Here is a 14,259-nt window from a genome sequence, read left to right as displayed (position 1 = left end):
CGCGGTCGAGCGGAGGTCCCCGTCGGGCCGGCGGTCACGAGCCCGGCGGCGCTGGAGGCCGGTCACCAGCCCGTCAGCGGTGGAGTCGTCTGCGACGGCGGCTCCACCCACGGACGGGCCGTCGCCGCCCAGACGGTGAAGGCGACGGCCGCGGCGAGCAGCACCAGCCACAGCAGTCGCCGGGCCATCGTCCTGCGGCGCAGCATGCGCCCTCCACGGCGTACGACCTCGCCGTACAGGTCGGGCGGCACCGGGGGCGGCGGCATCTGCTCCATCATCTGTCGTACGGCAGCCTCGCGCTTCGGCAGATTCATGACGGCGCCGCCTCCACCCTGGTCGGTGCCGGGCCGAGGGGCGGGTGCAGCAGCGTCGCGATGGCGCGGGCACAGATCGCCCGTACACGTTCTGTGGGGAGTCCGAGCAGGGCCGCCGCCTGTTCCTCGGCGACCCCCTCGTACAGCCTGAGGACGAGGACCAGCCGTTCCTGGGGCCTCAGCCGGGCCAGGACGTGGTCCGGGGAGGGCCGCTGCCGTCCGAATCTCCCGTACTGGTGCCAGGCGGCGTGCTGGAAGCGCGCGACCAGTTCCCGGCGGGCGCTGTCGTAGGGGTCCTCGCCGTGCAGCCGGTCCCAGGAGGCGTACGTGTGGGCGAGGGCCAGTGTCAGCAGCCGCCGCGCGCGCGGGTTGGCGCCCCGGGGCTCCGCGGTGAGCAGCGTGGCGGTGTGCAGCAGCCGCCCTGCGGCGCCCGCCATGAACGCCTCGAACTCCCGGGCCCGGCGGACGCCTTGGGAGGCACGCCGTTCTCGCACCACGCCTCCCGCCTGAGGGCGACCCTGAGGAAGGGCCCGCGGCCGCGTGCGATCCGATCGCACGGGCACGACGAGGACCCGGTCTCATATGAGGCCAGGTGCCGCCTTCCGGTCAAGAGCCCGGCGCACACGCACGCGCGCGTGGAGGGGCGCGAAGGCCCGGGGACACCGGGCACGGAGCACCGTTCCAGCGCGGTTCAGGAGGTCGGCTCGGACTCCGGCGCCGGCATGCCCTGGGCCGCCTGGCGTGCGGAGAGCGCGCTGTTGAAGCGTGTGAGGAGCGCGCAGAACACCTCGCGCTCCTCGGGCGCCCATTCGTGTGTCAGCTCGGCCATCAACTGACGCCGGGAAGTGCGTACTTCGTCGAGCCTGGACTGGCCGCGCGGGGACAGCTGGAGCACCACGGCGCGTCCGTCCTCGGGGTGCGAGGTGCGCTTGACCAGCCCGGTGTCGACCAGCGGGGCGACCTGCCGGGTGACCGTCGAGGAGTCGATTCCCATGCTCGCCGCGAGCGCCTTGACGCCCATCGGCCCTTCTTTGTCGAGACGGTTGAGCAGCAGGTACGCGGCCCGGTCCATGGAGTTGCGCACCTGCCCCACCCCGCCGAGCCGGGTCTGTTCCGCACGGCGCGCGAAGACCGCGACCTCGTGCTGCAGGGCTTCGAGAAGACCGGTGTCACCGACGGTCGTCATGTCCATCGACATCTCTGGTGTTGTGGGCATGGCCGGGGGCTCAATTCATGCGTGGGGAGCTGGGTTGGGGGACAGGTTACGCGGCCGGGGCGTGGGCCGTACCGGGGCTGCGCAAACACAGTCTCGGAGCGTGGTCACCACGGGAGTGCGCCCGCGTGAACTGCGAGACTGGTGGTCATGAGCTACAGCACGGCTGACTCCTTTCCCGGCGTGACTCTCGACGACGTACGCGGCGCGCAGAAGATGCTCACGGGTGTGGCGCGGGTGACCGCGATGGAGGGCAGCAGGTACCTGTCCCAGCTGGTGGGCGCACCGGTGCAGTTCAAGTGCGAGAACCTCCAGCGGACGGGATCGTTCAAGCTGCGCGGCGCGTACGTGCGGATCGCGGGCCTGCTTCCGGAGGAGCGCGCCGCGGGTGTCGTCGCGGCGAGCGCCGGCAACCACGCGCAGGGCGTCGCGCTCGCGTCCTCGCTGCTCGGCGTCCGGTCCACCGTGTTCATGCCGACCGGCGCCCCGCTGCCGAAGGTCGCGGCCACCCGCGACTACGGCGCCGAGGTGAGGCTGCACGGGCAGGTGGTCGACGAGACGCTGGCCGCCGCTCAGGAGTACGCGCGCAGGACGGGTGCCGTGTTCATCCACCCTTTCGACCACCCCGACATCATCGCGGGCCAGGGCACGGTCGGCCTGGAGATCCTGGAGCAGTGTCCCGAGGTGCGCACGATCGTCCTGGGGATCGGCGGCGGCGGGCTGGCGGCGGGCGTGGCCCTCGCGGTGAAGTCGCTGCGCCCGGACGTACGGATCATCGGGGTGCAGGCGGAGGGCGCGGCGGCGTACCCGCCCTCGCTGGCGGCCGGACGGCCGGTGTCGATCGAGAACCCGGCCACGATGGCCGACGGCATCAAGGTCGGCCGGCCCGGCGACGTGCCGTTCCGCCTCGTCGAGGAACTGGTGGACGAGGTCCGAACGGTCTCCGAGAACAACCTGTCCAGCGCGCTGCTGCTGTGCCTGGAGCGCGCCAAGCTGGTCGTCGAACCGGCCGGCGCGAGCTCCGTCGCGGCACTGCTGCGCGCCCCGGGGTCTTTCGAGGGCCCGGTGGTGGCACTGCTCTCGGGCGGGAACGTGGATCCGCTGCTGATACAGCGCATCCTGCGGCACGGCATGGCGGCGGGAGGCCGCTATCTGGCGGTCACGCTGCGGCTCACGGACCGGCCCGGCGCCCTCGCCACGCTTCTCGGGGTGTTGTCAGTGGCGGACGCCAACGTCCTGGATGTGAGCCATGTACGGACCGATCCGCGGCTCGGGCTCACGGAGGTGGAGGTCGAGCTGCACCTGGAGACGAAGGGGCACGACCACTGCGCCGAGGTGAATCTGGCGCTGCGCGAGGCCGGCTACACGGTCATCGACTGAGGTCGGAGCCGCCCGCGGAGCACGGCCGTCCCACTCGGGGTAAATCCATTGAGTGACGCGATACATCGCGTTACGGTGGGTCTGCGGATCGGCGCCGACGGGGCCGGGCCGATGACTTTCCCATCGTGCGCGAGTCCCCAGTACGCGCACATCCGAAAATCCCCAACGACGTGGAGAACACTCATGCCAGGCGCCATCTACGCCGAAGGCCTGGTGAAGACCTTCGGTGACGTAAGGGCTCTGGACGGCGTCGACCTCGATGTTCCGGAAGGCACCGTGCTCGGTCTGCTCGGGCCGAACGGCGCGGGCAAGACGACCGCGGTCCGCTGTCTGACGACTCTGCTGCGCCCCGACAGCGGCAGGGCCGTCGTCGCGGGCATCGACGTGGTCAAGGACCCCGACGCGGTACGGCGCAGGGTCGGCCTCTCCGGACAGTTCGCGGCGGTCGACGAGTACCTGACCGGCCGCGAGAACCTCCAGATGGTCGGCCAGCTGTACCAGATGAAGGCGAAGGCGGCGAAGGTCCGCGCGGCCGAGCTCCTGGAGCAGTTCAACCTCGCCGACGCCGCCGACCGCACCGCGAAGACGTACTCGGGCGGTATGCGCCGTCGCCTCGACCTGGCGGCGGCCCTGGTCGTGTCGCCCCCGGTGATGTTCATGGACGAACCGACGACCGGCCTCGACCCGCGCAACCGCCAGCAGCTGTGGGACGTCATCAAGCAACTGGTCTCCGGCGGTACGACGCTGCTGCTGACCACCCAGTACCTCGAAGAGGCCGACCACCTCGCGCACGACATCTGCGTCGTCGACCGCGGCCGCGTCATCGCCCGCGGCACCGCCGACGAGCTCAAGGCGCAGACCGGCGGCGAGCGCGTCGAGGTCGTCGTGCACGAGCGCGAGCGCATGGAGACCGCCTCCGAGGTGCTGCGCGGCTTCGGCAAGGGCGAGACCACGGTCGAGGAGCACACCCGCAAGCTCACCGTGCCCGTCACCGGCGGCGCGAAGCTCCTCGCGGAGGTGATCCGCGAGCTGGACACCCGCGGCATCGAGATCGACGACATCGGCCTGCGCCGCCCCACCCTCGACGACGTCTTCCTGTCCCTCACCGGCCACGTGGCCGAGGAGAACGGCGGGTCGGCGGACGCTCGGACCGACAAGGGCAAGGAAGCCCGGACCGACAAGAGCAAGAAGGAGGTCGCGAAGTGAGCGCCGTAAGCGACGCCGTGCAGGTCGCGGCCCCCTCGAACCCCGTCGTCCAGTCCATCCGGGATTCCCTGGTCATCGCCAAGCGGAACCTGATCAGGATGTCCCGGATCCCCGAGATGGTCATCTTCGGGCTCATCCAGCCGATCATGTTCGTGGTGCTGTTCACCTACGTCTTCGGCGGGTCAATGAAGATCGGCGGCAGCACCAGCGCCACCGACTACACCAACTTCCTGATGGCCGGCATCTTCGCCCAGACCGTCACCTTCGCCACGGCGGGCGCCGGCGCGGGCATCGCCGACGACATGCACAAGGGACTCATCGACCGCTTCCGCTCGTTGCCCATGGCGCGCGGCGCGGTGCTCACCGGCCGCACCCTGGCCGACCTCGTACAGACCGCGCTGACCCTGCTGGTTCTCGCGATCGTCGCCGTGATGGTGGGCTGGCGGGTCGGCTCGAACGGCAGCACCGACGCGTTCCGCGTTCTCGGGGGCTTCGGGCTGCTGCTTCTGCTGGGATACGCGTTCACCTGGATCGGCGCGCTCATCGGCCTGTCCGTGCGGACGCCCGAGGCGGCCACCTCCGGCGGGCTGATCTGGCTCTTCCCGGTCACGTTCATCTCGAACGCGTTCGTGGACACCGCCAACATGACCCCCTGGCTGCGGCATGTCGCGGACTGGAACCCGTTCAGCGCCACCGTGCAGGCGTGCCGCGTGCTGTTCGCCAATCCCGGGGTGTCGACGTCTCAGGCGTGGCCCATGCAGCACTCGATCCGGGCCTCGGTGATCTACTCCGTCCTGATCGTGCTGATCTTCAGGACGCTCGCGGTCCGCAAGTACCGCTCGGCGACGGCGTGACGCGGACATCGCCCCGGAGATAGCCCGGACATCGCCCCGGACGTCGAGGCGGACGTAGGCCGGGATGTCGAAGCGGTGGCCGACGCGGACGTCGACGCGGACGTCGACGCGGATGTGACGGTGCCCCCGGCGTGCGGCCGGGGGCACCGTCGTCGCTGGTCCGGTCCTGGGCTCAGCCCTGGTGCGGCACGGCCTTGAGGATCTTCACCGAGGCGAGCTTGCCGTTCGGCAGCTCGTACTGGGCGTCCTCGCCGACCTTCTTGCCGTTCACGCCGGAGCCCAGCGGGGACTGCGGAGAGTACGTCTCGATGTCGGAGCTCGCGTACTCACGCGAGCCGAGCAGGAAGTCCAGGGTGTCGTCCTCGTCGCCGTCGAAGGCGATGGTGACGATCATGCCCGGTGCGACCACGCCGTCCGCCGCGGGAGCCTCGCCGACCTTGGCGTTCTCCAGGAGCTGGGTCAGCTGGCGCACTCGGAGCTCCTGCTTGCCCTGCTCTTCCTTGGCCGCGTGGTACCCGCCGTTCTCGCGCAGGTCGCCCTCCTCGCGCGCGGCCGCGATCTTGGCGGCGATCTCCGTGCGCGCAGGACCAGACAGGTACTCCAGCTCGGCCCTGAGCTGGTTGTACGCCTCCTGGGTCAGCCAGGTGACGTTCTCGCTGGTCTGGGTCACAGGTGCTCCTCGTAGGTACTGGGAATACAAAGCATCGCCCTACCCAGAAACATGTTCTCTCACGGGTGGGCGAAACCACGAGCCTAACAATTCAGCGGCTCTGAGGGGAGGACATAAGACATCAGAATTACATCAACGCAGGTCAGCTGCCGGTTGGCAAGAGTGACGCGGGCCACTGGCGATGCCGTCGGGCCGGGTCGGTGATACCGCTCAGGCCTTGTGGCAGCCGAGGAGTTCCGCCGTGGAGCCCCGGGCCGTCGTACGCAGGGTAACCACCTTGTCGAGGCGGGAGGAGTCCTGGTCGAAGCGGAAGTCGGCGCGGCCCACCTCGACGCCGTCGGCGCTCTGTGAACGCAACGTGCAGTAGCCGTCCGTACCCGAGTCCTTGTGCACTTCCAGGTGCACCTCGACCGCGCTGTCCGAGATCGCCTTGAAGGCGATCACCTGGGCGCTGATCTTGGTCCCGGCGATGTAGTCGTAGCCGAACCAGCCGACCAGGCCGATCAGGGCGACACCCAGGACGCTCCCGATGATCTTGAGCTTCCGGTCGGCGCTCTCGTCCGCGGAGCGGCCGTACCGGCCCTCGGGCAGTCGCGCGCTCGCCGTACTCATGATCGTCCTCTCGGCTGAGGTCCGTGAGACGGACCCCGGAATTATTCGCCCCCCGATTCCGTCACTATAGAAGCCGCCCGAAGCGCTGATTCACGCCGGGCGCCGACAGCCGACGTACTCAGGCGACAGCCGACCGACCGAGGATTGAGTCTTGACTGACCAGCTGCGACTGATGGCCGTTCACGCCCACCCCGACGACGAGTCGAGCAAGGGCGCGGCCACCATGGCGAAGTACGTGTCCGAGGGGGTGGACGTGCTGGTCGTGACCTGCACGGGCGGGGAGCGCGGCTCCATCCTCAATCCCAAGCTTCAGGGCGACAAGTACATCGAGGAGAACATCCACGAGGTACGCAAGAAGGAGATGGACGAGGCCCGCGAGATCCTCGGCGTCAAGCAGGAGTGGCTCGGCTTCGTGGACTCGGGCCTGCCCGAGGGCGACCCGCTGCCCCCGCTCCCCGAGGGCTGCTTCGCCCTGGAGGACCTCGACAAGGCGGCCGGCGAGCTGGTCAAGCAGATCCGCTCGTTCCGCCCGCAGGTGATCACCACGTACGACGAGAACGGTGGCTACCCGCACCCCGACCACATCATGACCCACAAGATCTCGATGGTGGCGTTCGAGGGCGCGACGGACACCGAGAAGTACCCGGAGTCCGAGTTCGGACCGGCGTTCCAGCCGCGGAAGCTCTACTACAACCAGGGCTTCAACCGTCCGCGCACCGAGGCGCTGCACCACGCGCTCCTGGACCGCGGCCTGGAGTCGCCGTACGGGGACTGGCTGAAGCGCTGGAGCGAGTTCGAGCGCGCCGAGCGCACGCTGACCACGCACGTTCCGTGCGCGGACTTCTTCGAGATCCGTGACAAGGCGCTCGTCGCGCACGCCACGCAGATCGACCCCGACGGCGGCTGGTTCAAGGTCCCCATGGACATCCAGCGGGACGTCTGGCCGACCGAGGAGTACGAGCTCGCCAGGTCCCTCGTCGATACCTCCCTCCCCGAGGACGACCTCTTTGCGGGCATCCGCGACAATGCCTGACATGAGCGCAAGCCTGGCACTGACGCACCTCGTCCCCCTCGCCAAGGAGGTCGACCAGAACAAGGTCACCCCCGGCGTCCTCGGCTTCATCGTCTTCGCGGTGATGGCCCTGGCCGTCTGGGGCCTGATGAAGTCCATGAACCGCCACATGGGCAAGGTCACCTTCGAGCAGGACCCCGAGAACGGGGCGGAGGGCTCGGGCGGCGCGGACCGCTCCGCCGCCGGCGGGAAGCCCAGCCCCGCCAAGGGCTGAGCGGGCGCCTGCGGGAGGCCTGGCCCCTGCGGGAGGTGTCCAGCCCCTCGCGCAGGGTCCAGCCCCGCGGGAGCTCCAGCCCCTGTGGGGTGCCGGGCCCTGCGGGAGTTCGGCCCCTCTCACGTCACCACGGTCACGCCCATCACGTCGCGTGCGTGGCGTCCCGGCACCATGCCCAGACGCCAGGCCTGCCAGCCGGCGTCCAGGTCCGCTCCCCGCTCCAGCAGCAGCTGGTACGCCTCGATGAAGTCGTCGAGCCCGCCGTCCCGGGTGGCGTGGCCGGCGCGCGCGAGCTCTGCCAGCTCCTCCTGGGCCACCGCCGCGCCCACCTCATGACCGCCCGGGGCCGCGTACGGGAGCAGGGTGCAGCGCAGGAAGCGGGCCCAGTCCTCCCCGCGACGGTCGCCGTACGAGGCGAACAGGCCCAGGGCCTCCTCGCACAGGGTCAGCGCCTGCTGCGTACGGGCGTTGCCCGCGTCGACGACGGCGAGCTCCAGGCAGGTCCACGCCTCGCCGTGCGCCACCCCGATGCGCTGGAAGTCCGCGCGGGCGTCGACGAGGAGCTGGCGGGCGAAGCCCGAGTTCCGCAGCGAGCCCGTCTGCGCGGCGCGCTGGTCACGGGTCACGCGGGCCGAGTGGTGGCGCGCGCAGGCCAGGCCGTAGACGTCCCGCATCCGGGAGAACATCGTCCGGGAACGCTCCAGCTCGCGCACCGCCTGGTTCAGGTCGCCGGTCTCCTCCAGAGCCTGGCCTAGGTAGTAGACCGTCCAGGCCTCGCCGCGCGCGTCCTCGTTCTCGCGGTGCCGGGAGGCCGCCTGGCGCAGCCCGTCGACCGCGGAGGACGGGTCGCCATCGACGAGCCGGGCGCGGGCCAGCTGGGTGAGCGCCCAGGCCTCACCACGGGCGTCGCGCGTGCGGCCGTACAGGTCGAGCGCCTCGCGCAGCTCACGCTCGGCGCGCGGCACGTCGCCCATCCGCAGGCCCAGCTGGCCGAGCTGGAAGTGGGCCCAGGCCTCGCCGTGCACCGAACCGCTCTCGCGGTGCAGGACCAGGGCCTCGGTGAGGAGGCCGAGGGCCCGGGCGAGCCGGGATCTGTCGCGCTCCACCGCCGCCAGCGCGTGCATCGTCCAGGCGCGGTCGGCCGCCAGCTCGGGTGCGGCCTGGAGGTCCATGGCCTCCTGGAGCCTGGCCGTCGCCTCGATGAGGTTGCCCTGGTGGTGCAGCGTGATGCCGAGGGAACAGAGCGCCCTGGCCGCCCCAGCGTCGTGGTGGGCCTCGAAATAGAGGTCCACCACCGCCGCCAGGGTCGTCCGCGCCTTGTCCAGCTCGCCCAGCTGGCGGGCCGCGATACCCGTACGCCACTGCACCGAGCGGACGAGGAGGCCCTGGTCGACCGCCTGGGTCAGCTCGCTGATCTCGCCCAGCCGGTAGAGGTCACCGCGCAGCAGGCAGTAGTCGCACAGGGCGCCGAGCAGGTTCAGCACCGCCGCCTGGTTCACCCCCTCCGCGTGCCGCAGCGTCGCCGTGATGAAGCTCGACTCGTCGTCCAGCCAGCGCAGCGCGGCGTCCAGGGAGGTGAAGCCGTGCGGCCCGAACTGGTCGGCGCGCGTCGACGTCTTGCCGTCCACCAGCCGGATCACCGAGTCGGCGAGTTCCGCGTAGTTCACGATCAGGCGCTCCTGCGCCGCCGTGCGCTCCGACGGTTCCTCCTCGTCGAGGAGACGGGCCGCGGCGAAGGTCCGCACGAGATCGTGCAGGCGGTAGCGGCTGCCGCGCACATGGTCGATCAGGCCCGCCCGGGAGAGGGCGGTCAGATGACGGACGGCCTCGGGTTCGTCCGTCGCGAGGAGGGACGCCGCGGCCGCCGCGCCCAGCGAGGCGCGACCGGCCAGGGCCAGCCGTCGCAGCAGCCGGCGTGCCATCTCCGACTGGTCCGTGTAGCGCAGCCACAGCACCCGCTCGACGGGCCCCACGGGGCCGTAGGCCGCGAGGTCGGTGGCGAGCCCGCGCGGGGTGCGCGGGCCGAGCGAGGAGCCGGCGACGCGCAGTGCCAGCGGCAGGCCCCCGCACAACTCCCGTATCCGGTCGGTGGATTCGGCGTCGTACGGACCGGACGCGTCCTGTGCCGCCGCGGTCAGCAACTCCTCGGAGCCCGCCGCGTCCAGCGCCTCGACGGGGAGCTGGTGCACCCAGGCGGGGAGGTCGGCGGGCAGGTCGAGCGGCCCTCGCGCGGTGACCAGGACCAGGCTCTCCGAGCGCTCGGGGACCAGGGTGCGCACCTGCTCGGCGTCGCTCGCGTCGTCCAGCACGATTGTCACGGGCAGGCCCGTCAGATGCTGGTGGTACAGCTCGCTCAGACGTCTGACCTGCTGGTCCTGCGAGGAGCGCTCGCGGAAGAGGAGCTGTTCGCGCGGGGCGCCGAGCCGGTTCAGCAGGTGGAGGAGCGCGTCGCGGGTGGTGAGCGGCGGGTCGTCCGGGCTGTCGCCGCGCAGGTCGACCACGCACGCGCCGCGGAACTGGTCCTTGAGGGCGTGCGCCGCCCGGACCGCGAGCGTGCTGCGGCCGGAGCCGGGCGCGCCGTGCAGCACCACGACCGTCGGCCTCGTCTCCGTGCTCGCCCGGGCCGCGTGCACCCATTGCGCGACCCGCGACAGCTCGGCCCGGCGCCCGGTGAACGGGCCTTCCCGTTCCGGTAGCTGACCGAAAGACTGCTCCAGCACGCTGCGCCGGCGGGCCGCCGCGCTCTTGTCGGTGCGCCGCAGCTGGGGCGCACCCTTCTTGGCGCCGGTGGAGGCGTTGAGCACCCGCTGCTGGTCGAGGAACGGGCGGACGCCCCGTACCTCCAGAGCGGTCAGCCATTGCAGACGCAGCTGCTCGGGGCCGCCGGGCTGCCCCAGGGCTCCGGCCCGGCGGCTCGCGGCCGGCACGTGTGAGGCCGTCACCTTGAGGACGGTCGCCGCCGCGCCCGCCACGCCCACCGTCGCCCCGGCGCCGACGGCCGTGCCCGCGCCGGTGCCGAGGGCCAGGTCGGCGACGACGGCCGCGAGCGCACCAACCGCCGCCACCAGAAGGGAAGTTCCGGATCCCTCGCGCGCGAACCGCTGCCCGAAGGTCTGCCGTCCCGCTTCCGACTCGTCCAGCGCCCGCGTGTACGCCGTGTACTCCTCGGCGGCCGTCTCCGTCATCGCGTCGAGCGCGGCCCGCGTCCGCGACAGCAGCGCACCCCTGTCCACGCGCCCTCCGGACCGGCGTACCTCCTCCTCGACGGCCCGTACCAACAGCCCCTCGGCCTCCGCCCGATGGCTGTCCCGCATGTCACATCCCCCTCCGGCAGCAACTCCCTGGCCTATGAGTGTCCTTCGGGGAGGACGCGAGCGCGAGAGGGCCGTCGATCAATCCCGCGGATCGCGCCTGCCGACCAGTGCGGAGGCCGTCCTTTCAGCGGCACGGGGCCTGCCGGGCTCCTCGCGCGGGGTCCGATCTGCGGAGAGGGCGAGGAAGATGCATGCGCAGGCGAGCGCGGCCTCCGCCGCCGCGCAGACCAGGGCCTGGACAAGAGGGGCGCCCGGCTGCGCGGTGGTTATGTCGAACCAGGCGTCCAGCACCGCGACCGCGGCTGTCGCCGAAGCGGTCAGCCGGGCGTGCTGGTCGCCGCGCAGCCCCAGCACGGCGGTGGCCGCGCAGCCCGCCGCCATCAGCACGTCGAGTCCCACCCAGGCCACTTGCCAGTTCCGCACCTCGGCGCTCGCGGGGAGCGTAAGCACGAGGAGCACCATCCAGGGCACGAGCGCCACGGCGGTGACGCCGAGCAGCACGAGAGCCCACCTGCTTCGCACGACAGCACGATTCGTCCGCATGCCTCCACGATAGGACCGCAGAAGAAATTCTGCAAAGAAAATTCTGCAGAATTTGTTCTGCAGGGGGGAGCGGGCCGGGGATACCGTGGTCGTATGCCCGACCCCGAGCTGACCAGCCTCGAACGCACCGCCCTGTACAAGTCCCTCGGCAACCCGTTGCGGCGCCGCATCCTCGACTACCTCGGCCGGCACGGCGAGGCGAACTCGACCGTGCTCGCCAAGGAGCTCGGCGAGAGTTCCGGCACGACCAGCTACCACCTGCGCAAGCTGGCTGAGCAGCACCTCATCGAGGAGATCGCCGAGAGGTCGGGCGGCCGTGAACGCTGGTGGCGGGCGCTGCCGTTCCGTCACACCACGCCCGATCCGGCCGCGATGACACCCGAGGAGCGCGCCGCCGCCGAGGGCGTGGCACGGCTGAAGATCGAGATGGACACCGGGCTGTACCTGCGGGCCCACAAGGAGTACGCGGGTCCCGAGGGGTGGGCGCAGGTCCAGCGCTCCGGCAACTGGATGACCAGGGACGAACTCCTGGACTTCGTACGTGAATACCGGGCGCTCCTCGACCGGTACGGCCACCCTCGTGAAGATGCCCCCGAAGGGGCACGCCCGGTGCACCTGCGCTTCTACGCCGTCCCCGACGCCGTGGGAGAGTGGCAGGGTGAACCGACTGGCCCATGAGACGTCCCCGTATCTGCTCCAGCACGCCGACAACCCCGTCGACTGGTGGCCGTGGTCGGCCGAGGCCTTCGACGAGGCCCGCAGAAGCAACCGGCCCGTTCTGCTGAGCGTCGGGTACAGCAGCTGTCACTGGTGTCATGTCATGGCCCACGAGTCCTTCGAGGACGAGGCGACAGCCGCGTATCTGAACGAGCACTTCGTCAGCGTCAAGGTCGACCGCGAGGAGCGGCCCGATGTCGACGCCGTATACATGGAGGCGGTGCAGGCGGCGACCGGGCAGGGCGGCTGGCCGATGACCGTGTTCCTCACGCCGGACGCCGAGCCTTTCTACTTCGGCACCTACTTCCCGCCCGAGCCGCGGCACGGCATGGCGTCCTTCCGGCAGGTGCTGGAGGGTGTGGCCGTCGCCTGGACCGACCGGCGGGACGAGGTCGCCGAGGTCGCGGGGAAGATCACGCGGGATCTCGCCGAGCGGGAGCTGACCTTCGGGGACAGCCAGGTGCCGGGCGAGGAGGAGCTGGCCGCCGCGCTGCTCGGACTCACCCGGGACTACGACGCAGCGCGCGGCGGATTCGGCGGGGCGCCCAAGTTCCCGCCGTCCATGGTGATCGAGTTCCTGCTGCGCCACCACGCGCGGACCGGCTCCGAGGGCGCCCTCCAGATGGCCGTCGACACCTGTGAGCGGATGGCGCGCGGTGGCCTCTACGACCAGCTCGGCGGCGGCTTCGCGCGGTACTCCGTCGACCGCGAGTGGGTGATCCCGCACTTCGAAAAAATGCTCTATGACAACGCGCTCCTCTGCCGGGTCTACGCCCATCTCTGGCGTTCCACCGGGTCCGAGCTCGCGCGGCGGGTGGCTCTGGAGACCGCGGACTTCCTGGTGCGCGAACTGCGCACCGACGAGGGCGGGTTCGCCTCCGCGCTCGACGCCGACAGTGACGACGGCACCGGCAGGCACGTCGAGGGCGCGTACTACGTGTGGACGCCCGGGCAACTGCGTGAGGTGCTCGGGGACGCGGACGCCGAACTCGCCGCCCGGTACTTCGGGGTCACCGAGGAGGGCACCTTCGAAGAGGGTGCGTCCGTGTTGCAACTCCCGCAGCAGGAAGGCGTCTTCGGCGCCGAGAAGCTCGCCTCCGTGCGGGAGCGGCTGCTCGCGGCGCGGGCCGGGCGGCCCGCCCCCGGGCGCGACGACAAGGTGGTCGCCGCCTGGAACGGGCTCGCGGTGGCCGCCCTCGCGGAGACCGGCGCCTACTTCGACCGGCCCGATCTGGTGGAGGCCGCGATCGGCGCCGCCGACCTCCTCGTGCGGCTGCACATGGACGACCGGGCGCGGCTGACCCGTACCAGCAAGGACGGCCGGGTCGGCGCCCACGCGGGAGTGCTGGAGGACTACGCGGATGTCGCCGAGGGCTTCCTCGCGCTGACGTCCGTGACCGGGGAAGGGGTCTGGCTGGAGTTCGCCGGGTTCCTGCTCGACCATGTCCTCGCGCATTTCACGGACGACGAGTCGGGCGCCCTCTACGACACGGCGGCCGATGCCGAGCGGTTGATCCGCCGCCCGCAGGACCCCACCGACAACGCCACGCCCTCGGGCTGGAGCGCGGCGGCCGGAGCGCTGCTCTCGTATGCCGCGCAGACCGGAGCGGAGCCCCATCGCACCGCCGCCGAGCGGGCGCTCGGCGTGGTGAAGGCGCTCGGGCCGAGGGCGCCCCGTTTCATCGGGTGGGGGCTCGCGGTGGCCGAGGCGCTGCTCGACGGTCCCCGGGAGGTCGCCGTGGTGGGGGAGGGGAAGGATCCGGCCACAACGGCCTTGCGGCGCGCGGCACTTCTGGGTACCGCGCCGGGTGCCGTCGTGGCGGTGGGTGCGCCGGAGAGTGACGAGCTGCCGCTGCTTTCCGGCCGCTCCCTGGTGGAAGGCAAGCCGGCCGCGTACGTCTGCCGTAACTTCGCGTGTGACGTCCCGACGACCGATCCCGACCGGCTTCGCACGGCTCTGAACGGCCGAAACGCGTGACTACCAACCGGTTCAAACGCCCATAGAGCGCCGATTGTTCAGCAAGTCGACCGAGAGTGATGAAACACGCTCTTCACCGGAGGAACCTGTGTGCTTCACAGATCGCCCATAGTCTCTGCCTGGTGTCGCGGCAGATGTAACGCATTGTCGCGACTGGGGGTTTTTGGGGATC

At 71.0% G+C, this 14,259-nt stretch carries 14 protein-coding genes; 7 read left to right on the top strand and 7 right to left on the bottom strand.

All coding sequences use genetic code 11. The features are described 5' to 3' along the window. Positions 1-62: 62 nt before the first annotated feature. From ACFYW8_RS15665 to ACFYW8_RS15655, 3 genes are all read right to left on the bottom strand, one after another. On the bottom strand, positions 63-314 hold the full coding sequence (locus ACFYW8_RS15665; protein WP_365877826.1) for a hypothetical protein: 252 nt from the start codon (positions 312-314) through the stop codon (positions 63-65). Beyond that, the gene (locus ACFYW8_RS15660; RefSeq protein WP_389073835.1) at positions 311-808 is read right to left on the bottom strand and encodes a sigma factor-like helix-turn-helix DNA-binding protein; all 498 of its coding nucleotides are present in this window, start codon (positions 806-808) and stop codon (positions 311-313) included. The genes ACFYW8_RS15665 and ACFYW8_RS15660 overlap by 4 nt, the downstream gene beginning before the upstream one ends. Positions 809-1,005: 197 nt before the next feature. Further along, positions 1,006-1,512: a MarR family winged helix-turn-helix transcriptional regulator gene (locus tag ACFYW8_RS15655; RefSeq protein WP_261702433.1), complete on the bottom strand. Its 507-nt coding sequence runs from the start codon at positions 1,510-1,512 to the stop codon at positions 1,006-1,008. A gap of 165 nt (positions 1,513-1,677) precedes the next feature. Between ACFYW8_RS15655 and ilvA the strand changes: the two genes are divergently transcribed. The 3 genes from ilvA to ACFYW8_RS15640 all read left to right on the top strand — a co-directional run bounded on the left by ilvA (position 1,678) and on the right by ACFYW8_RS15640 (position 4,967). Next, positions 1,678-2,907, top strand: coding sequence for a threonine ammonia-lyase (gene ilvA / locus ACFYW8_RS15650; protein ID WP_365877830.1), 1,230 nt, complete (start codon positions 1,678-1,680; stop codon positions 2,905-2,907). A 183-nt stretch (positions 2,908-3,090) separates the two neighbouring features. Then, entirely contained in the window at positions 3,091-4,113 is a 1,023-nt protein-coding gene (locus tag ACFYW8_RS15645; RefSeq protein ID WP_389073827.1) for an ATP-binding cassette domain-containing protein, read from the top strand. Continuing rightward, entirely contained in the window at positions 4,110-4,967 is an 858-nt protein-coding gene (locus tag ACFYW8_RS15640) for an ABC transporter permease (RefSeq protein WP_389073822.1), read from the top strand. Before ACFYW8_RS15645 ends, ACFYW8_RS15640 begins: the two co-directional genes overlap by 4 nt. 172 nt (positions 4,968-5,139) lie before the next feature. Here the strand turns inward: ACFYW8_RS15640 and greA are convergent, their stop codons facing one another. Together greA and ACFYW8_RS15630 are read right to left on the bottom strand one after the other, a co-directional pair. Then, positions 5,140-5,637: a transcription elongation factor GreA gene (greA, locus tag ACFYW8_RS15635; RefSeq protein ID WP_365877836.1), complete on the bottom strand. Its 498-nt coding sequence runs from the start codon at positions 5,635-5,637 to the stop codon at positions 5,140-5,142. A gap of 210 nt (positions 5,638-5,847) precedes the next feature. After that, positions 5,848-6,249, bottom strand: a complete 402-nt coding sequence (locus tag ACFYW8_RS15630) for a DUF4307 domain-containing protein (protein ID WP_389073814.1) — start codon at positions 6,247-6,249, stop codon at positions 5,848-5,850. Between the two features lie 151 nt (positions 6,250-6,400). Here ACFYW8_RS15630 and mca point away from each other — a divergent pair, with 151 nt between their 5' ends. Then, a complete protein-coding gene (gene mca / locus ACFYW8_RS15625; protein ID WP_365877840.1) occupies positions 6,401-7,282 on the top strand; it encodes a mycothiol conjugate amidase Mca in 882 nt (293 codons plus the stop codon). Next, a complete protein-coding gene (locus ACFYW8_RS15620; RefSeq protein WP_389073807.1) occupies positions 7,275-7,535 on the top strand; it encodes a hypothetical protein in 261 nt (86 codons plus the stop codon). Before mca ends, ACFYW8_RS15620 begins: the two co-directional genes overlap by 8 nt. A gap of 119 nt (positions 7,536-7,654) precedes the next feature. On the opposite strand, the gene ACFYW8_RS15615 is transcribed toward ACFYW8_RS15620, so the two are convergent. After that, positions 7,655-10,849, bottom strand: coding sequence for a tetratricopeptide repeat protein (locus tag ACFYW8_RS15615; protein ID WP_389073802.1), 3,195 nt, complete (start codon positions 10,847-10,849; stop codon positions 7,655-7,657). A 78-nt stretch (positions 10,850-10,927) separates the two neighbouring features. Then, complete coding sequence (locus tag ACFYW8_RS15610) at positions 10,928-11,371, bottom strand: hypothetical protein (RefSeq protein ID WP_389073799.1); 444 nt, start codon at positions 11,369-11,371, stop codon at positions 10,928-10,930. 114 nt (positions 11,372-11,485) lie between these two features. On the opposite strand from ACFYW8_RS15610, the gene ACFYW8_RS15605 reads away from it, so the two are divergent. Beyond that, the gene (locus ACFYW8_RS15605) at positions 11,486-12,070 is read left to right on the top strand and encodes an ArsR/SmtB family transcription factor (RefSeq protein WP_389073796.1); all 585 of its coding nucleotides are present in this window, start codon (positions 11,486-11,488) and stop codon (positions 12,068-12,070) included. Then, complete coding sequence (locus ACFYW8_RS15600; RefSeq protein WP_389073791.1) at positions 12,051-14,087, top strand: thioredoxin domain-containing protein; 2,037 nt, start codon at positions 12,051-12,053, stop codon at positions 14,085-14,087. Before ACFYW8_RS15605 ends, ACFYW8_RS15600 begins: the two co-directional genes overlap by 20 nt. Positions 14,088-14,259 lie beyond the last annotated feature (172 nt).

This window comes from Streptomyces sp. NPDC002742, from assembly GCF_042888885.1.
GTDB lineage: Bacteria > Actinomycetota > Actinomycetes > Streptomycetales > Streptomycetaceae > Streptomyces.
Note: the sequence above shows the minus strand (reverse complement) of the source record. Positions and strands in the feature narration are given on the sequence as shown.

Excerpts from the sequence above, each read along its gene's own strand:
- ACFYW8_RS15665 (WP_365877826.1), bottom strand. The coding sequence starts at position 314 with ATGAATCTGCCGAAGCGCGAGGCTGCCGTACGACAGATGATGGAGCAG.
- ACFYW8_RS15655 (WP_261702433.1), bottom strand. The coding sequence starts at position 1,512 with ATGTCGATGGACATGACGACCGTCGGTGACACCGGTCTTCTCGAAGCC.
- ilvA (WP_365877830.1), top strand. The coding sequence starts at position 1,678 with ATGAGCTACAGCACGGCTGACTCCTTTCCCGGCGTGACTCTCGACGAC.
- ACFYW8_RS15645 (WP_389073827.1), top strand. The coding sequence starts at position 3,091 with ATGCCAGGCGCCATCTACGCCGAAGGCCTGGTGAAGACCTTCGGTGAC.
- ACFYW8_RS15630 (WP_389073814.1), bottom strand. The coding sequence starts at position 6,249 with ATGAGTACGGCGAGCGCGCGACTGCCCGAGGGCCGGTACGGCCGCTCC.
- ACFYW8_RS15620 (WP_389073807.1), top strand. The coding sequence starts at position 7,275 with ATGCCTGACATGAGCGCAAGCCTGGCACTGACGCACCTCGTCCCCCTC.
- ACFYW8_RS15615 (WP_389073802.1), bottom strand. The coding sequence starts at position 10,849 with ATGCGGGACAGCCATCGGGCGGAGGCCGAGGGGCTGTTGGTACGGGCC.
- ACFYW8_RS15605 (WP_389073796.1), top strand. The coding sequence starts at position 11,486 with ATGCCCGACCCCGAGCTGACCAGCCTCGAACGCACCGCCCTGTACAAG.